This is a genomic window from Rugamonas sp. DEMB1, assembly GCF_029834475.1.
GTDB lineage: Bacteria > Pseudomonadota > Gammaproteobacteria > Burkholderiales > Burkholderiaceae_D > Rugamonas > Rugamonas rubra.
The window spans coordinates 5,205,870-5,227,244 of record NZ_CP122407.1; the positions used below are offsets into that span (position 1 = coordinate 5,205,870).

General features: G+C 66.1%; 20 protein-coding genes and 1 pseudogene. 14 read left to right on the forward strand and 7 right to left on the reverse strand.

Going from position 1 to position 21,375, the window contains the following annotated elements; translation table 11 throughout:
• Positions 1 to 122: 122 nt before the first annotated feature.
• Genes QC826_RS31375 through puuE form a run of 4 tightly spaced genes read right to left on the reverse strand, consistent with a single transcriptional unit; the run spans position 123 to position 3,868 of the window.
• On the reverse strand, positions 123 to 575 hold the full coding sequence (locus QC826_RS31375) for a hypothetical protein (RefSeq protein WP_313872895.1): 453 nt from the start codon (positions 573 to 575) through the stop codon (positions 123 to 125).
• A complete protein-coding gene (locus QC826_RS23965; RefSeq protein ID WP_313872803.1) occupies positions 463 to 1,563 on the reverse strand; it encodes a hypothetical protein in 1,101 nt (366 codons plus the stop codon). Before QC826_RS23965 ends, QC826_RS31375 begins: the two co-directional genes overlap by 113 nt.
• Before the next feature lie 31 nt (positions 1,564 to 1,594).
• Positions 1,595 to 2,905: a guanine deaminase gene (gene guaD / locus QC826_RS23970; protein WP_279762763.1), complete on the reverse strand. Its 1,311-nt coding sequence runs from the start codon at positions 2,903 to 2,905 to the stop codon at positions 1,595 to 1,597.
• A gap of 9 nt (positions 2,906 to 2,914) precedes the next feature.
• A complete protein-coding gene (gene puuE, locus QC826_RS23975) occupies positions 2,915 to 3,868 on the reverse strand; it encodes an allantoinase PuuE (RefSeq protein ID WP_279762764.1) in 954 nt (317 codons plus the stop codon).
• Positions 3,869 to 3,991: 123 nt separating this feature from the next.
• On the opposite strand from puuE, the gene uraH reads away from it, so the two are divergent.
• From uraH to yacG, 11 genes and pseudogenes are all read left to right on the forward strand, one after another.
• Positions 3,992 to 4,342, forward strand: a complete 351-nt coding sequence (gene uraH, locus QC826_RS23980) for a hydroxyisourate hydrolase (RefSeq protein ID WP_099415112.1) — start codon at positions 3,992 to 3,994, stop codon at positions 4,340 to 4,342.
• A 192-nt stretch (positions 4,343 to 4,534) separates the two neighbouring features.
• Positions 4,535 to 5,820 (forward strand): annotated as a pseudogene (locus QC826_RS23985) (HlyC/CorC family transporter).
• A gap of 165 nt (positions 5,821 to 5,985) precedes the next feature.
• Positions 5,986 to 7,710: a type IV-A pilus assembly ATPase PilB gene (pilB, locus tag QC826_RS23990; RefSeq protein WP_279762765.1), complete on the forward strand. Its 1,725-nt coding sequence runs from the start codon at positions 5,986 to 5,988 to the stop codon at positions 7,708 to 7,710.
• A 10-nt stretch (positions 7,711 to 7,720) separates the two neighbouring features.
• The gene (locus QC826_RS23995) at positions 7,721 to 8,938 is read left to right on the forward strand and encodes a type II secretion system F family protein (protein WP_279762767.1); all 1,218 of its coding nucleotides are present in this window, start codon (positions 7,721 to 7,723) and stop codon (positions 8,936 to 8,938) included.
• Positions 8,939 to 9,101: 163 nt separating this feature from the next.
• Positions 9,102 to 9,377: a hypothetical protein gene (locus QC826_RS24000; protein WP_279762769.1), complete on the forward strand. Its 276-nt coding sequence runs from the start codon at positions 9,102 to 9,104 to the stop codon at positions 9,375 to 9,377.
• A gap of 187 nt (positions 9,378 to 9,564) precedes the next feature.
• Positions 9,565 to 11,712: a serine/threonine-protein kinase gene (locus QC826_RS24005; protein WP_279762770.1), complete on the forward strand. Its 2,148-nt coding sequence runs from the start codon at positions 9,565 to 9,567 to the stop codon at positions 11,710 to 11,712.
• A gap of 53 nt (positions 11,713 to 11,765) precedes the next feature.
• On the forward strand, positions 11,766 to 12,293 hold the full coding sequence (locus QC826_RS24010; protein WP_279762771.1) for a hypothetical protein: 528 nt from the start codon (positions 11,766 to 11,768) through the stop codon (positions 12,291 to 12,293).
• A gap of 234 nt (positions 12,294 to 12,527) precedes the next feature.
• Positions 12,528 to 13,397, forward strand: coding sequence for an A24 family peptidase (locus QC826_RS24015; RefSeq protein WP_279762772.1), 870 nt, complete (start codon positions 12,528 to 12,530; stop codon positions 13,395 to 13,397).
• A gap of 14 nt (positions 13,398 to 13,411) precedes the next feature.
• Positions 13,412 to 14,086: a dephospho-CoA kinase gene (gene coaE, locus QC826_RS24020; RefSeq protein WP_279762773.1), complete on the forward strand. Its 675-nt coding sequence runs from the start codon at positions 13,412 to 13,414 to the stop codon at positions 14,084 to 14,086.
• Between the two features lie 64 nt (positions 14,087 to 14,150).
• Positions 14,151 to 14,906 (forward strand): cell division protein ZapD, encoded by a 756-nt coding sequence (gene zapD / locus QC826_RS24025; RefSeq protein ID WP_093388275.1) that lies wholly within the window; start codon positions 14,151 to 14,153, stop codon positions 14,904 to 14,906.
• 14 nt (positions 14,907 to 14,920) lie between these two features.
• The gene (yacG, locus tag QC826_RS24030; RefSeq protein ID WP_279762775.1) at positions 14,921 to 15,091 is read left to right on the forward strand and encodes a DNA gyrase inhibitor YacG; all 171 of its coding nucleotides are present in this window, start codon (positions 14,921 to 14,923) and stop codon (positions 15,089 to 15,091) included.
• Positions 15,092 to 15,212: 121 nt separating this feature from the next.
• On the opposite strand, the gene QC826_RS24035 is transcribed toward yacG, so the two are convergent.
• From QC826_RS24035 to argJ, 3 genes are all read right to left on the reverse strand, one after another.
• Positions 15,213 to 15,635: an NUDIX domain-containing protein gene (locus QC826_RS24035; RefSeq protein WP_279766594.1), complete on the reverse strand. Its 423-nt coding sequence runs from the start codon at positions 15,633 to 15,635 to the stop codon at positions 15,213 to 15,215.
• A gap of 104 nt (positions 15,636 to 15,739) precedes the next feature.
• Positions 15,740 to 16,624, reverse strand: a complete 885-nt coding sequence (locus tag QC826_RS24040; RefSeq protein WP_279762776.1) for an ATP-binding protein — start codon at positions 16,622 to 16,624, stop codon at positions 15,740 to 15,742.
• 9 nt (positions 16,625 to 16,633) lie between these two features.
• On the reverse strand, positions 16,634 to 17,872 hold the full coding sequence (argJ, locus tag QC826_RS24045) for a bifunctional glutamate N-acetyltransferase/amino-acid acetyltransferase ArgJ (RefSeq protein ID WP_279762777.1): 1,239 nt from the start codon (positions 17,870 to 17,872) through the stop codon (positions 16,634 to 16,636).
• A gap of 258 nt (positions 17,873 to 18,130) precedes the next feature.
• On the opposite strand from argJ, the gene QC826_RS24050 reads away from it, so the two are divergent.
• From QC826_RS24050 to QC826_RS24060, 3 genes are all read left to right on the forward strand, one after another.
• Positions 18,131 to 19,330 carry a hypothetical protein gene (locus tag QC826_RS24050; RefSeq protein WP_279762778.1) on the forward strand — a complete coding sequence of 400 codons (1,200 nt, stop codon included), beginning with the start codon at positions 18,131 to 18,133 and terminating at the stop codon, positions 19,328 to 19,330.
• Positions 19,331 to 19,339: 9 nt separating this feature from the next.
• Positions 19,340 to 19,747, forward strand: coding sequence for a hypothetical protein (locus QC826_RS24055; RefSeq protein WP_279762779.1), 408 nt, complete (start codon positions 19,340 to 19,342; stop codon positions 19,745 to 19,747).
• 394 nt (positions 19,748 to 20,141) lie between these two features.
• A complete protein-coding gene (locus QC826_RS24060; protein WP_279762780.1) occupies positions 20,142 to 21,362 on the forward strand; it encodes a porin in 1,221 nt (406 codons plus the stop codon).
• Positions 21,363 to 21,375 lie beyond the last annotated feature (13 nt).

The following is a 21,375-nucleotide window of genomic DNA, read 5'->3' on the forward strand; positions in this document are numbered from 1 at the left end:
TGACAAGGAACGGCCGTTCCTCGTGCGCACGGATGAAAAGGCGGCTTGCCTGTCATCCAGTGTTGCTATTTCACCCGCCGGCGCCGGCGCCGGCGGGTTTTCCGTCCCGAATCCCGAGAAGCTTACTTCTTCGATTTCTGCCCTGCCGCGGCGATCTCGGCCTCAAATTTCGCGAACTTGCCGTCCAGCGCCTTCAACAGGCGCTGTTTGTCGTCGCCGGCCAGGAAGGAATAGCGCAGGCTGTCATATGACAGTTTCTTGACTTCGGCGTAATCGGTCTTGTAGCGGCTGGCGAACAACACGTACTCGCCGGACAGATTGTTACGCGACACGCCGGCGTCGTCGGTCGAGATGACAAAGGGCACGCCGTACTTGCGGTACAGGGTGATCGGGTGGGCCTCGCCCTTGACGCCGAGGATGAAGTCGTTGCTGCTCAGGTTGATCTCGACGGCGATCTTCTGATCACGCATTTTTTTCATGATGGCCAGCGGATTGCTCTCGTGGGCGATGTCGATGCCGTGGCCGATGCGCTGGGCGCCGGCGACGTCGATGGCGTCCTTGATGTGCGAGGTCAGGCCCCTCGGGCGGCACCACGCCCAGCGCCAGCTCGCCGGCGTGCAGCGCCAGGTTGACCTTCGGATACTTTGCTTTGAGGAACTTGAACATCTGCATGTGCAACAGATAGTCGCGCATCGAGACGTTGACGCTCTCCTGGCCGACGATGTTGACGCCGACGATCTTCGGGCTCTGGCTGGCCAGCTTGAAGCTCGACAGCATGGCCGAGAACACCTGCGACGGCGACAACAGGCGCACCACGAAGGACTGGTAGCGCAGCGTGAACTGGGCGTCGTCGATGCCGGCGCCGCCGGTGTTCACATCGTCCAAATAACTGGTGATGCCGTCGTTGAAGGACTTGTCCTGCTCCAGCTCGGCGCTGAAGGCGGCCAGCATGGCGTCGTTGACGCCGCCGCCGATGGCCTGCTGGTCGAACTGCGGATTTTTCACCATCGGCGCCGAGTGGAACATGGTCTCGATGTAGCTGAGGTTTTCCTGGATGGCGCGCTGCTTCAGGCGCTGCAGGCCGTCGGCCGTGTTGAACGAGGAGATCGGGCCGAAGTAGCCGAAGGTGTCGAAGAACTGGCGGTCCGGCGGCGACTGCTGCGTGCTGTGGTTGTAGAAGTCCTTGTCCGACCAGCGCTGCAACAGCTGGGCCAGCAGGGTGTTGTTGTTCATCACGGCCGAGCCGCTGACGCAGTCGCCGGCCGGGCTGTGGGTTTCGATCTGGTAGCTGGCCTGGTTGACGCAGTAGTTCTGCTTGTCGATCCATTCCAGGTACTGCTCGGCGTAGATGGCGCCGGAATAGTGGTGGTGCAGGTCGCCGCCCTTGGGCATCAGGGTGAAGAACATGGTCAGCTCGGCCAGCTTGGGCTGGGGCGCGGCGAGCAGCGCGGCGAAGTGGCGGCGGGTCAGTTCCGCGTTGCTGGCCGCCTGCGCGCTGAGCGGCAGGACGACCATGGCGGACAACGCGGCGGTGACCATCAGGCTGGCGATTTTCTTTTGCATGGGCTCTTCTCAAGGTGGAGGTGGATGGGATTCAGGCGGCCTCGCGCGCGTGCACGCGGCGGCCGGCGGCGTAGGTGGCCGCCACCGCGCGGTCGTCGCCCAGCAGCGCCAGCGCGAACAACAACTCTTCCAGGCTGTCGCAATGGGCGCTGCGCCGTTGCAGCAGCGGCGTGGCCTGGGCGTCGAGGACGATGAAGTCGGCCTCGGCACCGGGGGCGAAATTGCCGATCGTGCCTTCGAGTTGCATGCTGCGGGCCGCGCCCAGGGTCGCCAGGTAAAACATGCGCAAGGCGGGCAAGTAACTGCCGCTCAGTCGCGCTACTTTATAGGCTTCATTCATTGTTTGCAACATAGAAAAAGAAGTACCACCGCCGACGTCCGTGGCCAGCGACAGCAGCATGCCGGCCCGGTCGGCGCGGTCGAAGTCGAACAGTCCGCTGCCCAAAAACAGGTTGGAGGTCGGGCAGACGGCCGCCGCCGCGCCGCTGGCGGCCATGCGGGCGCGGTCGCCGTCGTCGAGCCAGATGCAGTGGCCGTACATGGCGCGCGGGCGCAGCAGGCCGACCCGGTCGTAGACGTCGAGGTAGCTGCGCGCCTGCGGGAACAGGCGCTGGACCCAGGCGCACTCGTCCCGGTTCTCCGACACGTGGGTCTGCACGAAGGTGTCCGGGTAGGCGCGCGCCAGTTCGCCGGCCAGGCGCAGCTGTGCGTCGCTCGACGTCGGCGCGAAGCGCGGCGTGATGGCGTACAGGGCGCGGCCGCGCCGGTGCCAGCGCTGGATCAACGCCTCGCTGTCGCGCGCGCCGGACTCGGCGGTGTCGCGCAGGAATTCGGGGCAGTTGCGGTCCATCAGCACCTTGCCGGCCACCATGCGCAGGTCGCGCTTTTCGCTGGCGGCGAAAAAGGCGTCGACCGAGGCGGCGTGCACGCTGCAATACACCATCGCCGTGGTGGTGCCGCAGCGCAGCAGCTCGTCGAGGAAGAACTCGGCCACGTCGGCGGCGTGGGCCGGGTCGTCGAAGCGGCGCTCGGTGGGGAAGGTGTAGGTCTCCAGCCAGGGCAGCAGGCCGGGCGCCGGCGAGGCGATCATCTCGGTCTGCGGGTAGTGGACGTGGGTGTCGATGAAGCCGGGCACGATCAGCTTGCCGCTGTAGTCGTGCACCGTGCTGCCGGGCGGCAGCGTGGCGTGCAGGCTGGCGTAGTCGCCGGCCGCCCGCACCTTGCCGTCGGCGACGACCAGCAGGCCGTCCTCGTGCCAGGCGTGGGCGTCGGCGTGGCATGCCGGATCGGCGTGGAAATGCAGCAAGCTGGCGCGGTAGGCTTGCGGTTGGGTGCTGGACATGGTGTGCTTCTATCCCGTAAAAGGATGGGTCGCGTGCCAGTGCTCGGCGATGTCGATGCGGCGGGCGATCCAGACCTGGTCGTGGCCCTGCACATAGTCGAGGAAGCGCGCCAGCGCGGCGGCCCGCGCCGGCCGGCCCAGCAGGCGGCAATGCATGCCGATCGACAGCATTTTCGGCTGGTTCAGGCCGTTCGGGTCGCCCTCGGCGTAGAGCACGTCGAAGGCGTCCTTCAAATAGTCGAAGAACTGGGTGCCGGAGTTGAAGCCCTGCATGGCGGCGAAGCGCATGTCGTTGGTGTCCAAGGTGTAGGGCACGATCAGTTGCGGCGCCACGGCGGCCCGGCCGGCGGCGTCGGTGTAGGCGATCTGTTGCCAGAACGGCAGGTCGTCGCCGTAGTGGTCGGCGTCGTAGCGGAAGCCGCCGTGCTCGACCACCAGCTTGCGCGTGTTGGGCGAATCGCGCCCCGTGTACCAGCCCTGCGGCGTGCTGCCGGTCAATTCCTTGATGATGGCGACGGCCTCGTGCATGTGGGCGCGCTCGTCCGCCTCGTCCATGTTCTGGTAGCTGATCCAGCGCAGGCCGTGGCAGGCGATCTCGTGGCCCAGTTGCTGGAAGGCGGCCACCGCCTCGGGGTTGCGCTTGAGCGCCATGGCCACGCCGAACACCGTCAAGGGCAGCTTGCGCTGCTCGAACATGCGCAGCAGCCGCCACAGGCCGGCGCGCGAACCATATTCGTAGATCGATTCCATGCTCAGGTGGCGGGCCGGGAAGGCGGCCGCGCCGATGATCTCGGAGAGGAAGGTTTCCGACGCCGCGTCGCCGTGCAGCACGTTGTTCTCGCCGCCCTCCTCGTAGTTGAGGACAAATTGCAGGGCGATGCGTGCACGATTGGGCCATTGGGCGTGGGGAGGCTTGGCGCCGTAGCCGATCATGTCGCGCGGATAGTTGTCGTAGGTAGTCATCTGGGTCGAAAAGGAATGGGGACAATGGCAATGGAGAATATACGTCCCATCATATATTGCCTCACTTGCATCGGTATATGATTTGCTGAATAGGCGGTTTCACTCAAACATATAGGACGGATCATGGGAAAGCTAAGTACGCACGTGCTCGATATCACCGTGGGCAAACCTGGCGCCGGCGTCAGCGTGGCCCTGTACGCGGTCGACGAGGCCGGCAAGGTGTTGTTGAAATCGGACGTCACCAACGCCGACGGCCGCTGCGCCCCTTTGTTGGAGGGCGATACGATGAAGGTGGGCAAATACGAGCTGGTCTTCAAGGCCGGCGACTACTTCGCCGAACGGGGCGTGGAGCTGCCCTCGCCGCGCTTCGTCGACCAGGTCACGCTGGCCTTCGGCATCGCCGACGCGACGCAGAACTACCACGTGCCGCTGGTGGTGTCGCCCTGGGCCTACTCGACCTACCGGGGCAGCTAAGGCGGCCGCCGAGGGCGCCGCCAAGCGCCCGGCGCGGCCCGCTCATGGGCCGCCCAATATAGGCAAACTTGCATGGAAGCGGCCCTTGCCTTAGAATTCAAGCCTCTGTGGCCACCTATTCGGCCATGCCGTCTGGGCCGGCGCCGACTTCTGGCCGACCAGTTTCCCACGCAAGTTTCTTTACGGTGAGCCTTGGATACCGTACCGTTATGGGTGCAATTTCTTGCGCTCGCCCTCCTGATCCTCTGCTCGGCGTTCTTTGCCATGGGCGAAACCGCGCTGATGGCGGCCAACCGCTATCGTCTGCGCCACATGGCCAAACGCGGCAGCCGCCGCGCCATCACCACCTTGTGGCTGCTCGACCGCACCGACAAGCTGCTGTCGCTGATTCTGATCGCCAACACCTTGTTCAACGCCATGGCCACCGCCCTGGTGACGGCCATCGCCATCGAAACCTTCGGCAATGACGACAACGTCATCACCATCTCGACCGGCGTGGTGGCCTTCCTGCTGATCGTTTTCGCCGAGATCTCGCCCAAGGTGATCGGCGCCAGCTACCCGGAAAAGATCGCCCTGCCCACCGCCATGGTGCTGAAACCGTTGATGGCGCTGGCCAAGCCGCTGATCTGGTTCGTCAACCTGTTCGTCGGCCTGGTGCTCAAGCTGTTCCGCATCAAGGCGGGCGCCCACCTGCACGACGCCCGCCTGTCGCCGGAGGAGCTGCGCTCCATCGTGCTCGAGGGCGGCAACTTCATCCCGCAAAAGCACAAGAGCATCCTGCTCAACCTGTTCGACCTGGAAACCATCTCGGTCGAGGACATCATGACGCCGCGCTCGCAGATCGAGGCGCTCAACCTGTCGCTGCCGGTCGACGAGATCAAGCACGAGCTGACCACCTGCTACCACAACAAGTTGCCCGTCTACGAGGGCGAGATCAACCAGATCATCGGCATCCTGCACGTGCGCAAGGCGGTGGCCCTGCTCAACCGGGAGGACGAGCTGACCACCGAGCACTTCCGCGCCCTGCTCAGCACGCCCTACTTCATTCCGCAGGACACCGGCGTGTTTACCCAATTGCAATATTTCCAGGAAAACCGCGAACGCCTCGGCATCATCGTCGACGAGTACGGCGAGGTGCAGGGCTGGTGACCTTGGACGACATCATCGAGGAGATGATCGGCGAGTTCACCACCTCGATGCCGGGCGCCGCCCGGGCCGACAGCTTCGCTTGGAACGAACAGGGCGAGTGCCTGCTCGAGGGCGCCACGGCGCTGCGCGACATCAACAAGCGCCTGGGCCTGAGCTTCCCGCTGGACGGCCCGAAGACGCTGAACGGCATGATGCTGGAATTGCTGCAGGAAATCCCCGAGTCGCCGATCAGCGTCAAGGCCGACAACTGCGTGATCGAGGTGGTGCAGGTGCAGAACCAATCGATCAAGGTGGTCAAATTGATACGCGCCGGCGGCAAGCGCGCCTGAGGCCGTTCCCCCAGCGGCGCCGGTGCCGGCGCGCACGATTGTTTCGTCTAAGAGACAAATGCTTTACAAAGCGCAACCCCGGGGGCATCATCGGATGGAGCGTTGACGACCGGCCCTGCCGGCGCAGCAACCCTCCCACCGAAGTCTTCCTGATGGCGCGCATCCATGGCAGCAGTCATTCCCAACGCCACGCCCAGCACCGCCCTGCCGGGGCTGGCGCGGGCCTTGCTCCAGGCCGGGCGCCTCAGCGCGCCCCAGGCCGACGCGCTGCACAAAAAAGCCGGCAACGATAAGCAGGCCTTCATCGACGTGCTGCTGGCCAGCGGCGCGATCGACGCGCGCGCGTTGGCGCTGTTCTGCTCGGAAACCTTCGCCTACCCCCTGCTCGACCTGCACAGCGTCAACCTGGAGGCGCTGCCGCCCAAGGTGATCGACCACCGCCTGATGCAGAGCCAGCGCGTGGTGCCGCTGTCCAAGCGCGGCAACAGGATGTCGGTGGCCATCTCCGACCCCACCAACATCCAGGCGCTGGACCAGATCAAGTTCCAGACCGAGTCCTCGGTCGAGCCGGTGATCGTCGCCCACGACGCCCTGTTGAACCTGCTGGCGGCGCTCAACAAGAACACCGAGCAAAGCATCAACGACATGATCGGCGACGAGCAGGACATCCAGTTCGCCGAGGAGGACAGCGCCGCCGCGCCCGACCCCGGCGCCAACGAGGTGGAGGACGCGCCCATCGTGCGCTTCCTCAACAAGATGCTGATGGACGCCGTCAACATGGGCGCCTCCGACCTGCACTTCGAACCGTTCGAGAAGTTCTACCGCATCCGCTTCCGCGTCGACGGCATATTGATGGAGCACGCCCAGCCGCCGATTTCGATCAAGGACAAGCTGGTCTCGCGCATCAAGGTGCTGGCCAAGCTCGACATCTCGGAAAAGCGCGTGCCGCAGGACGGCCGCATGCGCCTGATCGTCTCGCCGACCAAGACCATCGACCTGCGCATCAGCACCCTGCCCACCCTGTTCGGCGAGAAGACGGTGATGCGCATCCTCGACGCCACCCAGGCGCAGATGGGCATCGACGCGCTCGGCTACGACCCGGACCAGAAGGAGCTGCTGCTCGACGCCATCCAGCGCCCCTACGGCATGGTGCTGGTGACCGGGCCGACCGGCTCGGGCAAGACGGTGTCGCTGTACACCTGCCTGAACGTCATCAACAAGCCGGGCATCAACATCTCCACGGCCGAGAACCCGGCCGAGATCAACCTGCCCGGCGTCAACCAGGTCAACGTCAACGACAAGGCCGGCCTGACCTTCCCGGTGGCGCTCAAGTCCTTCCTGCGGCAGGCCCCGGACATCATCATGGTCGGCGAGATCCGCGACCTGGAGACGGCCGACATCGCCATCAAGGCGGCGCAGACCGGCCACATGGTGTTCTCCACCCTGCACACCAACGACGCGCCGTCGACCCTGACGCGGCTGATGAACATGGGCGTGGCGCCGTTCAACATCGCCTCGTCGGTGATTTTGATCACCGCGCAGCGGCTGGCGCGGCGCCTGTGCAGCTGCAAGCAGCCGGTCGAGATCGGCGACGCGCTGCTGCTCAAGGCCGGTTTCCGCGCCGACGAGCTCGACGGCAGCTGGAAGCCCTACGGCCCGGTCGGCTGCGAGCGCTGCAACGGCGGCGGCTACAAGGGCCGGGTCGGCATCTACCAGATCATGCCGATCACGCCGGCCATCGAGGCGCTGATCCTGGCCAACGGCAACGCCATGCAGATCGCCGCCCAGTCCGAGAGCGAGGGCGTGAAATCGCTGCGCAAGTCCGGCCTGGTGAAGGTGAGGAACGGCTTGACCAGCCTGGAGGAAGTGCTGGGCTGCACCAACGAATAGGACAGGCACCATGGCGACATCGAGCGGCAACCAGGTCAAGGAATCGGTCTTCGCCTGGGAGGGCAAGGACAAGAGCGGCAAGACGGTGCGCGGCGAGCTGCGCGCCGGCGGCGAGGCCGTGGTCAACGTGACGCTGCGGCGGCAGGGCATCATGGTGACCAAGGTCAAGAAAAAGGTCTACCGCAGCGGCAAGAAGATCACCGACAAGGACATCTCCCTGTTCACCCGCCAGCTGGCGACGATGATGAAGGCCGGCGTGCCGCTGCTGCAATCGTTCGACATCGTCGGCAAGGGCCATTCCAACCCGTCCGTGTCCAAGCTGGTGATGGATTTGCGCGCCGACATCGAGACCGGCACCAGCCTGAACCAGGCCTTCCGCAAGTTCCCGCTGTACTTCGACCCGCTGTTCTGCAACCTGGTGGGCGCCGGCGAGCAGGCCGGCATTTTGGAGGACCTGCTGACCCGGCTGGCGATCTACAAGGAAAAGACCCTGGCGATGAAGGCCAAGATCAAGTCGGCGCTGATGTACCCGGTGTCGATCCTGGCCATCGCCTTCATCGTCACGGCCGTCATCATGATCTGGGTGGTGCCGGCCTTCAAGGAGGTGTTCGCCAGCTTCGGCGCCAACCTGCCGGCGCCGACGCTGTTCGTCATGGCCGTCTCCGAGTATTTCGTGCGCTACTGGTATTTGATCTTCGGCAGCATCTTCGGCAGCCTGTACTTCTTCTTCCAGGCCTGGCAGCGCTCGCCCAAGGTGCAGCGCAACATGGACATTCTGCTGCTCAAGCTGCCCATTTTCGGCGAGGTGATCCGCAAGGCCACCATCGCCCGCTGGACCCGCACCCTGGCCACCATGTTCGCCGCCGGCGTGCCGCTGGTCGAGTCGCTCGACTCGGTCGGCGGCGCCGCCGGCAACGCCGTCTACCTGGACGCCACGCGGCGCATCCAGAACGAGGTCAGCACCGGCACCAGCCTGACGGTGGCGATGCAGAACGCCGACGTGTTCCCCAACATGGTGACGCAGATGGTCGCCATCGGCGAGGAGTCCGGCTCGCTCGACGCCATGCTGGGCAAGGTGGCCGACTTCTACGAGGAGGAGGTCGACGAGGCGGTGGCCTCGCTGTCGAGCCTGATGGAGCCGCTGATCATGGTCATCCTGGGCGTGCTGATCGGCGGCCTGGTGGTGGCGATGTACCTGCCGATCTTCAAGCTCGGCTCGGTGGTGTAGGCGGCGCGGCCGGCGCCATTTCCGCGAGCCGGCCAAGCAACCCTCTGAATTTCTGGCAAATTAATAGTTCGCCATCGTCGCGGCCCGCTCCGCGCCTTGGCATGGGCCAGTATTCCCCTCCCACTTTCTCTTAAATGCCGGCACCTTTTTCAGCCACGGCCTGGTGGCGCTGTGGCTGGACGGCCACAGTTGGTATCGCTGCGACGCGCGCGGCAACAAGCCCGGCATCCACTGCGAATTCACCCCCGGGCGGGAAAACCTCGCCTTCGCCGTGCAGGCGCCGGGCGAGTGCCTGTATGCCGAGGTGTGGGCCGAGCCCTGGCCGGAACTGGTGGTGCGCACGCGGGCGCTGGCCTCGATCGCCGACTACCGCGCCGCGCCGCTCGACGTGGCGCCGCCCGCCCCGGCCGCCGCCGCCATCCGCCACATAGGCGCCTGAGCGCGGCGGCCGGTGACTACTGGTCGAAATAACAGCTTGGCAAGTAGTGCTGCAATCAATTAACATTGCCCATTGTTAAACGTAGTTTAATTGCAACATGATTGAAATATTGCCTTAGCAATAATCATATCTGTGATCCAATAGTATTTCGCAAATATGCTGCCTGCGCGCGGCTGGAAGACGAATAGTGGCTGCCTCGATCAACTTGCAACACAGCGCCCTCGATGCCGAACTGCCGGATCACTACGAGATCCGTGGCCGGCTCGGCGAGGGCGGCTATGGCCAGGTGTTCGAAGCCTGGGACGCCACGCTGTGCCGCGCCGTGGCGATCAAGCAGCTCAAACTGGGCGTCGCCGCGCTCGACCCGGAACGCCTGATCCGCGAGGCGCGGCTGGCCGCCGCGCTCAGCCACAGCGCCTTCGTCAAGATCTTCTCGGTGGCCGGGGGCGGCGCCAGCCAGGCCATCGTCATGGAACTAGTGCAGGGCAGCACGCTGCGCCAGCGCATGCTGGAGCGTTCGCTGAGCCCCGAGCAGGCGCTGGCGATCGTCGACCAGATCGCCGCCGCCATGGCCGAGGCGCACGCCAGCGGCCTGGTGCACGGCGACCTGAAGCCGTCCAACCTGATCATCGAAGCCTCCGGCGCGCCGCGCATCCTCGACTTCGGCCTGGCGCGCCAGATCAACCCCTTGGCCAACCAGTCGTCGATGACCGACCACAGCGACGGCACCATCGCCTACATGGCGCCCGAGCGCCTGGGCGGCCAGCCGCCCAGCGTCGGCGCCGACATCTACGCCCTCGGCGCCATGCTCTACGAGATGCTGGCCGGCAGCCGCCCCTTCGCCGACCTCGACGGCCTGGCGCTGGCCGCCGCCCACCTGCAGTCCTGCTCGTCGCGCTGGCCCTTCCCGCCCGAGGTGCCGGCCGCCAGCGTGGCGCTGGTGCGGGCGATGACGGCGCGCGACCCCAGCCAGCGGCTGCGCAGCATGGCGGCGGTGCGCCAGCGCATCGCCGCGCTGCGCGCGCCGGACACCCCGGCGGCGGCGGCTGCGCGGCGGCGCTGGCGCGGCTGGCGCGGCGCCGTTGCCGCCGGCGCCGCCGTCGCCCTGCTGGGCGGCACGCTGTGGCTGCTGGCGCCGCTGGAACGCTGGCGCCCCATGCTGGCGCCGGCACAGACCCTGCAGGCCGGCTGGGAAGCGCTGAGCCACTATGACCGCGACAACGGCCTGTCTGAAGCGAGCGATACCTTCCAGGCGATCCTGAAGCAGAATCCGCGCCAAGCCAGCGCCGCCGCTGGCCTGTCGATCACCTACAGCTTTCGCTACGGTGGCGACGGCCGCGATCCGGCCCTGCTGGCGCAGGCCAACGCCAGCGCCCAACAGGCGCTGCGGCTGGACGACCAGTTAGCGCTGGCCCATGTGGCCCAGGGCGAGGCGCTGCGGGTGGCGGGCCAGAACGAGGCATCGCTGGCGCACTTCAAGCACGCGCTCGAACTCGATCCGCAGGCCCTGCTGGCACTGGCCGGCAAGATCCAGGCTTTGCTCGGCCTGCGCCGCTTCGACGAGGCCGAAACGCTGCTGCAACAGGCGCGCCAACTGTATCCGCGCGAGCGGCGCCTGGCCGACCTGCTCGGCTCGCTGCGCTATCAACAGGCCGACTATACGGCCGCCGAGACAGCGTTCCGTCTGAGCCTGCAGCTCGAACCGGACGCCGTGTTCGCCTACGCTAACTTGAGCATGGCCCTGCTGCGCCAGGGCCGCAACGACGAGGCGCTGCAGGTGCTGCAACAAGGCCTGCAGGTGCGGCCAAACGGGCGCCTGTACACCAATCTGGGCACCACGCTGTTCGCCCGCGCCGACTATGCGGGCGCCGCGCAGGCCTTCGAGCGCGCCGTCTCGTCCACCAAGGGCAGCCCGAACGACTATCTGAGATGGGCCAACCTGGCCGACGCGCTGCGCTGGCTGCCCGGCCGGGAGGACGACTCGCGTCAGGCCTACCAGCGCGCCAGCGACCTGCTCGCCCCGCAGCTCGAGCGCGCCCCCGACAACGCTACCCTAGCCTCGCGCATGGGTTGGTACCGGGCCCGTCTGGGCGACGCGCCCGGTGCGCTAGCATGGACCGAGAAAGCGCTGGCGCGGGCCCCGGCCAGCCCCGACATCCAATTCCGCGCGGCACTGGCGTATGAGCTAAGCGCTAAACGCCCGTCCGCCATCGCCGCGCTGATCCGGGCGAGCACCTTGGGCTATCCGGCCCATTTGATCGACAGCGAACCCGACCTGATCGCGTTGCGGCGCGATCCCCATTATCAATCCCTCCTCCTTGAAAGTGCACAATGAAACTGGAAGCGCAAGCGGTCAACACGGAAGACAAAGTACGCAAAGAAGTATTGTTGAAGGTATCGTTCGACGCCAACCAGACCAGCGACGCGCTGGACTGGGAGTTCCTGCCAAATTCGCGCCCGGCCAAGGGCGACCACGCCGGCGGCATCCTGTTCCAGGCGGGCGAGATGCTGCACGTCGAAATCGACGGTCTGGGCAGCCACACCAGCGGCTACCGTGGCTTCGAGGTGGTCGACTGCTGCCTGCTGACCAACCCGCAGATCATCCAGATCGGCGCCAAGCTGCCGCTGAAGTACGCCGCGCCCTCGCCGTTCTGCGGCATCGACCGCGCCGTCTACGTCCTGCCCAACAAGTTCGAAGTGGTCTCGTGCAAGGAACCGCACCCGAGCCGTCCGCACGCCCACCGCGTCAAGCAATTCTGGCTGGGCGAGCTGGAAGTGGCCAAGCCGCAGGGCCGTTGGGAACTGTCCTTCATCGTCACCGTGCGGCTCGACTTCGGTGACGTCCGCCCGGCCGAGCTGCGCGTCTTCTCGTTTGATCCGGAAGGCGAAGTCGGCGACGGCACCGAACCGAACTAAGCAGTCCCGCATCGTCGCCGGGCCGCCCGGCGGCGACACGCGGTACGCGCCGGCCACGGCGCGCCTCGCCCGGCCAGCGCCGGGCGCTTGCACCATCCGCATGGTGCGAAAAAGCAAAATTCACCGGCCGCGCCTCGCCGCCGCCGGGCGCGCCGTGTTTTAATACGGGAATTCGCCCGCCGCCGCCTCGCCGAGACCACGCGCCCGGGCCCACCGAACGCGGAAGCCGACACGATGCCCCCACACCCCCTGCTGTTCGCCGCCCCGGCCGACTTCGCCATCAGCCTGCTGGCCGGCCTGTTCGGCCTGCTGATCGGCAGCTTCCTCAACGTGGTGATCTACCGCGTGCCGAAGATGATGCAGCGCGAATCGGACAACTACGTCGCCGTCGAGAGCGGCCGCGAGGCGCCCCACGCCGAGCGCTTCAACCTGATGGTGCCGCGCTCGGCCTGCCCGCACTGCGGCCACCAGATCACCGCGCTGGAAAACATTCCCCTGCTCAGCTGGCTCGTGCTGCGCGGCAAGTGCAGCGCCTGCCGGGCGCCGATCTCGCCGCGCTACCCGGCCGTCGAACTGCTCACCGGCCTGCTGTCGGCCCTGCTGGTGTGGCGCTTCGGCAGCGGCTGGGCCGGCCTGGCCGCGCTGTTCTTCCTGTACAGCCTGATCGCCATGACCTTCATCGACGCCGACACCCAGCTGCTGCCCGACGACCTGACCTATCCGCTGCTGTGGGCCGGCCTGCTGGTCAACCTGAACGGCACCTTCGTGCCGCTGCACGACGCCGTGGTCGGCGCGGCGGCCGGCTATCTGGCCTTGTGGAGCATCTACTGGCTGTTCAAGCTGGCGACGGGAAAAGAGGGAATGGGGTATGGTGACTTCAAACTGCTGGCCGCGCTGGGCGCCTGGCTGGGCTGGGCCATGCTGCCGACCATCATCCTGTTGTCCTCGGTGGTCGGCGCGCTGGTCGGCATCAGCCTGATCGTCTTCGCCCGCCACGGCCGCAACAACCCGATCCCCTTCGGCCCCTATTTGGCCGCCGCCGGGCTGATCGCCATGTTGTACGGCAATTCGATTTCCGCCTTTACCCTCGGCCTGCTGGGCTGAGAGCAACCATGACCATGTCCGCCGATACCGCCACCGCCCCGCCCCCAGCCGTTTCCCCCGCGCCCTTCGCCGTCGGCCTGACCGGCGGCATCGGTTGCGGCAAGAGCACCGTCGCCGACATGTTCGCCGCGCGCGGCGCGACCATCGTCGACACCGACCAGATCGCCCACGGCCTGACCGGGCCGGGCGGCGAAGCCATGGCCGCCATCGTCGCCGAGTTCGGCGCCGAGTTCGCCGACGCCCACGGCGCGCTCGACCGCGCCCGTATGCGCGCCCTGGTGTTCGCCGAGCCGGCGGCCAAGGCCAGGCTGGAGGCCATCCTGCATCCGCGCATCCGCGACGCCGCGCTGGCGGCGGCCGCCGCCGCCACCGGCAGCTATGTGATCTACGCCGTGCCGCTGCTGTTCGAGTCGGGCAGCTGGCGCGCCCGGGTGGCCCGGGTGCTGGCCGTCGACTGCCCGGAAAGCCTGCAAATCGCCCGCGTGATGGCGCGCAATGGCTTGCCAGAAGCCCAAGTCAAGGCCATTATGGCGACTCAGGTGCCGCGCCAGTTGCGCCGCGAGTTGGCCGACGACATCGTCAGCAACGAGGGCGACATCGCCGACCTGGCGCCGCAAATCGAGCGCCTGCACGATTTATACCTGGCATTTTCGAAAAGAACGACGACAATACCGTCGCAACGTTTGTAATTTTGCTTCGCTTGCTTCAAAATCACGGGATTGAGCGGGTCCACACATAAAAAGGGATGTTATTTTGATTGTCTACGAATATCCTTTCAACGAGCGCATACGCACGTTGTTGCGGTTGGAGGATCTGTACGAGAAATTCAAGTTCTTTGTCCATCAAGAACATCCAATGCAACATCACGTCGCCCTCGCCACCATCTTCGACATGCTCGAAGTGGCCGGCCGCGCCGACCTCAAATCCGACCTGCTGCAGGAGCTGGAACGCCAGCGCCAAAGCCTGCTCGGCTACCGCATGAATCCGAATGTCCAGGCGGAAACGCTGGACGCCATACTCGCCGAGCTCGACGACGTCAGCAGCGCGCTGGTGTCGGCCCAGGGCAAGACCGGACAGAACGTGCGCGACAACGAATGGCTGATGAGCATCCGCGGCCGCACCATCATCCCCGGCGGCGCCTGCGAGTTCGACCTGCCGTCCTACTACGCCTGGCAGAAGCGCAGCGCCGAGCAGCGCTTCAACGACATCGCCAACTGGTTCGCCCCGCTGGCGCCGCTGTTCGACGCGCTGGCCCTGGTGCTGCGCCTGCTGCGCGACTCGGGCGGCCCGGTGAAGATGATCGCCGTCGCCGGCAGCTACCAGCAGATGCTGCAAGGCAAGGTCTACCAGATGCTGCGCCTGAGTTTGGACGAGTCGCTGGGCGCGATCCCGGAGATTTCCGCCAATAAATACATGCTCTGGGTGCGCTTCACCAGCCAGGGCGGCGACTTGAAACCGAAGCCGCTGGAAGACGATGTGCCATTCGAGCTAACCCTTTGTAACTTTTGACGAGATAGTGTTTTATGACCGTAGTTGATTGCCCGACCTGCGCCAAGAAGGTGGAGTGGAGCGAAAAGAATAAATTCCGTCCGTTCTGCTCGGAGCGCTGCAAACAGATCGACCTGGGCGCCTGGGCCGAGGAAAAATACGCCATCCCGGCCGCCCCGCCGGTCGATCCGCTCGACGAGGAATGAAAAACAGGCAGCCTGCGGGCTGCCTGTTTTTTTAGAAAACCCACAGGCGAAATTCTAGGGTCAGACCCTAGGGTCTGACCCTCGCTCTGCGCCGCCGGGTGGTCTGACGGCCGCCAGCGCCTTAGCTTGGCGGCAATGCCGCCGGATCGTGGCGTATCTGCTCCAGCCACTCCAGCAAGGGTATGGTCGCCGGCAACAGCGGCTCGACGCCGACCGCGCCCTGCCAGGCGAAGGCCTGGCCCTCCAGGCTCTGTGCCTCGCCGTGCCAGTCGCGGCTGATGAAGAAATGCAGCCGCACGTGGGCGTGCGGATACACGTACTCCACGCCGCACCACTCCTGCGCGCTCTCCACCACCATGCCCAGCTCTTCCATGAACTCGCGCTTGAGCGCCTGCAACACCGTCTCGCCCGGATCGACCTTGCCGCCCGGGAACTCCCAGTAGCCCTCGTAGGGCTTGCCGGCCGGCCGCTGGCCGAGCAACACGTCGCCGTTCGGCGCGATCAGGATGCCGACCGCGACGTCGACCGGCTTGGCCGCCGCCACGGCTGGCGCCGGCGCCGCTGCGGATGTCACCGCCTCCGCTGCCGCCGCCGGCCCGGCCGGGAGCACCTGCGCGCCGCCGGCCGCCGCCTTCACCGCCGCCGCGCTCACGGCGCGCCTTCCGGCAGCTTGCCGGCGTGGTCCTTGGCGAACTGCCAGGCCACCCGGCCCGAGCGCGAACCGCGCTGCAGGGCCCAGCGCAGCGCGTCGGCGCGCGCCGCCGCGATCTGCGCGGCGTCGCAGCCGAACGAGCCGAGCCAGTGCGCCACGATGTCCAGATAGTCGTCCTGCTTGAACGGGTAGAACGACAGCCACAGGCCGAAGCGCTCCGACAGCGAGATCTTCTCCTCCACCGTCTCGCCCGGATGCAGGTCGCCGTCCTCGTCGTGCTGGTAGCTGGCGTTGTCGGACATGCGCTCCGGCATCAAATGGCGCCGGTTCGACGTCGCGTAGATCAGCACGTTGTCCGACTGCGCCGCCACGCTGCCGTCGAGCGCCACCTTCAGCGCCTTGTAGCCGCTCTCGCCCTCCTCGAACGACAGGTCGTCGCAGAAGATGACGAAGCGCTCGGGCCGGCCGGCGACCAGCTCGACGATGTCGGGCAGCTCGGCCAGGTCGGCCTTGTCGACCTCGATCAGGCGCAGGCCGTCGACGGCGAACTGGTTCAGGCAGGCCTTGATCAGCGAGGACTTGCCGGTGCCGCGCGCGCCCGTCAGCAGCACGTTGTTGGCCGGCCGGCCGCGCACGAACTGGCGCGTGTTCTGCTCGATCTGCGCCTTCTGCGGAGCGATGTTGTGCAGGTCGTCGAGCGCGATGTTGGAGACGTGGGCCACCGCCTGCAAATAGCTGGCGCCGCCGCCGTTGCGCTTGCGCCAGCGGTAGGCGTGGCCCAGCTTCCAGTCGGGCTCGCGCGGCGCCTGCGGCAGGATCGCCTCGACCCGTTGCAGCAGGGCCTCGGCGCGCACGAGGAATTGTTCCAGGGGGCTAGCCATGGCCATCCCTCAGGAGCGGTAGTCGGCGTTGATGGTCACGTACTCGTGCGACAGGTCGCAGGTGTAGACGGTGGCCTCGGCGGCGCCGCGCGCCAGCTTGACGCGCACCGTGATCTCGCTCTGGCTCATCACGCGCTGGCCGTCCTCCTCCTTGTAGTCGGGGTTGCGGCCGCCGTCCTTGGCGACCCAGACGTCGTCCAGGTAGAGGTTGAGCTTGTCGACGTCGAGGTCGTCGACGCCGGCGTAGCCGATGGCGCACAGGATGCGGCCCAGGTTCGGGTCGGAGGCGAAGAAGGCGGTCTTGACCAGCGGCGAGTGGCCGATCGAATAGGCCACCTTGCGGCACTCCTCGACGTCCTTGCCGCCCTCGACGGTGATGGTGATGAACTTGGTGGCGCCCTCGCCGTCGCGCACGATGGACTGGGCCAGGAACAGCGACAGCTCGGTGACGGCGGCGGCCAGCGCGGCGTATTCGGCCGAGTCGACCGAGTCCACCACCAGCGTGCCGGCGCCGGTGGCGATCAGCATGAAGGAGTCGTTGGTCGAGGTGTCGCCGTCGATGGTGATGCAGTTGAACGAGCGGTCGGCGGCGTGCTTGACCAGGGCGTCGAGCACCGGCTGGGCCACCTTGGCGTCGAAGGCGAGGAAGCCGAGCATGGTCGCCATGTTCGGCTTGATCATGCCGGCGCCCTTGCTGATGCCGCTCAGGGTCACGCTGTGGCCGCCGATGTCCACCGTGCGCGAGGCCGCCTTGGGCTGGGTGTCGGTGGTCATGATGGCCTCGGCGGCGTTGAACCAGCTGTCGGCGCGCTGGTCGGCGACGGCCTGCGGCAGGGCGGCGACGATCTTGCCGACCGGCAGGGGCTCGAGGATCACGCCGGTCGAGAACGGCAGGATCTGGCCGGCCTCGCAGCCGAGCAGGCCGGCCAGCGCGGCGCAGCTCTCGTTGGCCAGCGCCAGGCCGAGCGCGCCGGTGCCGGCGTTGGCGTTGCCGGTGTTGACCATCAGCGCGCGGATCGGCTTGGCGCCGTCGCGCACGGCGGCCAGGTGGGCCTTGGCGATCTGCACCGGCGCGGCGCAGAAGCGGTTCATGGTGAACACGCCGGACACGGTGGCCGTCGGCGCCAGGGTCAGCACCAGCACATCCTTGCGGTTCGGCTTCTTGATGCCGGCTTCGGCGAAGCCGATTTCAATACCGGCGACGGGCTTCAGGTCGGTGGCGACGGGCAGGGGGGAATTGACGGCCATATTCGGGTTCTCATGGGTGGGAAAAGGGAGCCGCTATTGTAATCCCTGGCGCCGGCCGATGGGTGCGGCGGACGCGCCGGCGGCGCCGCCGCGGCGCCCGCGCCGCAACCGGTTCGGACGGCCTGCCGTTGCCCGTACACAACGGAAAAGCGTGTCGCGGGCAGAAAGCCGGCGACAAGAAGATGCCGCAGGTACACACTCAACGCAGCGCCGGCAGTCAAAACAACAAGGCGCCCACACCAACCTGGAGGGATACCGATGAAACCAACAACCCTGTCACGCAGCGCGCTCGCGCTCCTGGCGGCCTGCGCCGCCCTGCCCGCGCTCGCCGAAGACGGCCCGGCCATCACCATCAGCGGCTTCGGCACGGCCGCGCTGACCATGAGCGACACCGACCAGGCCGAGTACATCCGCCCCGGCCAGGCGGCCGGCGTGCGCAAGGACGCGCGCCCCGGCGTCGACTCCAACTTCGGCGTGCAGGCCACCGCCAAGTGGAACGACACCGTCTCCTTCACCGCCCAGGGCCTGGTGCGCAAGTACGCCACCGACCAGTACGGCGCCGAGCTGGCCTGGGCCTTCGCCAAGTACAAGGCCAACGACGACTTCAGCCTGCGCGCCGGCCGCGTCGGCCTGCCGATCTACCTGATCTCCGACTTCCGCAACGTCGGCTACGCCAACACCATGCTGCGGCCGCCGGCCGAGGTCTACCGCCAGGTCTCGGTCGACCACGTCGACGGCGTCGACGTGGTCTACCAGCACAGCTTCGACGACACCAGCGTCACCGCCCAGTTCGCCTTCGGCAAGTCGCAGAACAAGCAGCCGGGCAACGCCTACACCGATTTCAGCACCGTCACCGCGCTCCACGTGGTGGTCGAGAACGGTCCCTTCACCTACCGCTTCGGCCGCGCCGACGCCAAGTTTTCCGCCAAGAACAACCCCAGCCTGACCGGCCTGAACACCACGCTGCGCGCGGTCGGCCTGGGCGCCGTCGCCGACGACCTCAAGCTCGAGGATATCAAGGGCTCGTTCACCTCGCTCGGCCTGACGATGGACTACAAGAACTTCCTGGTCCAGACCGAGTACGCCAAGCGCAAGACCGAGTCGCGCCTGGTCCACGACACCAGCTCCTGGTACGCCATGCTGGGCTACCGCTACGGCAAGTTCACGCCCTACTACATGTACGGCGACATCAAGCAGGACAGCCGCAACGAGTACAGCTCGCTGCCCACCAGCGGCCCGCTGGCGCCGCTGTCGGCCGGCGTCAACGGCGCCGTCAAGGCGGCGCTGCAGTCGAGCAACGCGGTCGGCCTGCGCTGGGACTTCCACAAGGCCGCCGCGCTGAAGGTGCAGATCGACCGCATCGCGCCGCGCAACGGCGCCGGCGCCTTCATCAACGCCGCGCCCGGCTTCAAGGGTCCGGTCAACGTCTACGCGGTCGGCGTCGACTTCGTCTTCTAAGGGGGCCACATGAATACGAAACTCGCCCTGTCCCTGCTCGCCGCCAGCCTGGCGCTGGCCGCGCCCGTGTTCGCCACAGAGATCGTCGTCATCGTCAGCCCGAAAAACCCGGCCACCCGCATGTTCAGCGAACAGGCCTCGCAGTTCTTCCTCGGCAAGTCCAGCCTGTTCACCCCGATCGAGCGCAACGACAGCCCGCTGCGCAACGAGTTCTACCAGAAGGTGCTGGGCAAGGACGCCACCCAGGTCAAGGCGGTCTGGTCCAAGCTGGTGTTCACCGGCAAGGGCAGCGCGCCGAAGGAGTACAACTCCGACGCCGAGGTCAAGAAGGCGGTCGCCGCCGACCCCGTCGCCATCGGCTACATCGACAAGGCGCACGTCGACGACACGGTGAAAGTGATACTCACCGTGCCTTGAGGCACGAAAATTCTGTTGACCATAAGTTACAAATGGCGCCCGTGTGGCGCCATTTTCACGTCACGCCGCGTCGCCGCCGCGGGTGCGATCGGCGTCGCCGGCGTGGCGCTGACAAATAAGAAAAGTTAATATAAAGGTCATCGAAACATTGCTGAAATGGATGGTTATCTATTAAATTTTCCCATCTTGCAATTGAACTCCCCCTCTGCATTGCTCAAAAAAACGACAGTTTTTAGTACACTCGTTCTATTTTTGATATTCCATTTTATCCCTGAAGAAAATTGGTCTAAGGTAACACCTGCACGCCCTACCCGGCTTGTTTCAGGGGACTGGCGCACCACCGCCACTCAGTAACAAAGAACCGAATATAAAAACATACGAAAGAATACGGCAGATGAAAAAACAACTATTGGTAGCATCCGTGCTGGCCGCGCTGGGTTTGATGCAGGCCCAGGCCGGCATGCTCGACGACGGCAACCTGAGCATCAGCGGCTTCGGCACGCTGGGCGTGGCCAAGAGCAACACCGACGCGGTCCAGTTCGCCCGCTACAACCAGGCCGAAGGCGTCAGCGACAAGGCCAAGATCGGCCTCGACTCCAACCTGGGCCTGCAGGCGACCTACAAGATCAACGAGATGTTCTCCACCACCGCGCAGATCCTGACGCGCAAGAACACCAGCCAGAGCTTCACCACCGACCTGACCTGGGCCTTCCTGAAGATCAAGGTCAACGAGGAAATCAACGTGCGCGTCGGCCGCGTCGTCGTGCCGACCTTCCTGATCTCCGACTACCAGAACGTCGGCTACGCCAACACCATGATGCGTCCGCCGGTCGAAATGTACGGCCAGGCGCCGATCGAGAACGTCGACGGCGTCGACGTCAACTACCAACACGCCATCGGCGACTTCAACCTGAGCACCCAGGCCTTCGTCGGCGTCAGCCGCGGCAAGCTGTTCGTGCCGACGGCCGGCGGCTCGGTGGCCACCTACCGCGCGCCCGCCGCCGGCATCAGCGTGGGCGGCGAGTACGGTCCGTTCACGCTGCGCCTGGGCCACGCCCAAGCCAAGCTCGACAGCAACGACGTCGGCCCGCTCAACAACCTGACCAACACCCTGAAGACGATCGGCTTCGGCCAGCTGGGCCAGGACATGACCTTGAACGGCGGCAAGCGCATCGCCTTCACCTCGCTCGGCCTGACCATGGACTGGCGCAACATCGTGGTGCAGGCCGAGTACGCCCAGCGCCGCGCCAAGGAGCCGGTCTATGTGCCCGACACCAACGCCTGGTACACCATGGTCGGCTACCGCTTCGGCAAGATCCTGCCCTACTACAGCCACGCCGCCTACAAGGGCGCCGGCCAGTCGGTCAACGTGCCGGCCAGCTTCCCCAAGACGGGCGCGCTGGCCTCGGCCGTCAACTACAGCTTCCTCAGCTCGTCCGAGCAGAGCTCCGACCTGGTCGGCGTGCGCTGGGACTTCGCCAAGTCGCTGGCACTGAAGGTGCAAATCGACCGCGTCAAGCCGAAAGCCAAATCCGGTTCGCTGAACTTCGGTCCGGCCGCCGGCTACACCAACAACGTCACCGTGGTCGGCGCCGCGCTTGACTTCGTGTTCTGATCAGGAGGCCACT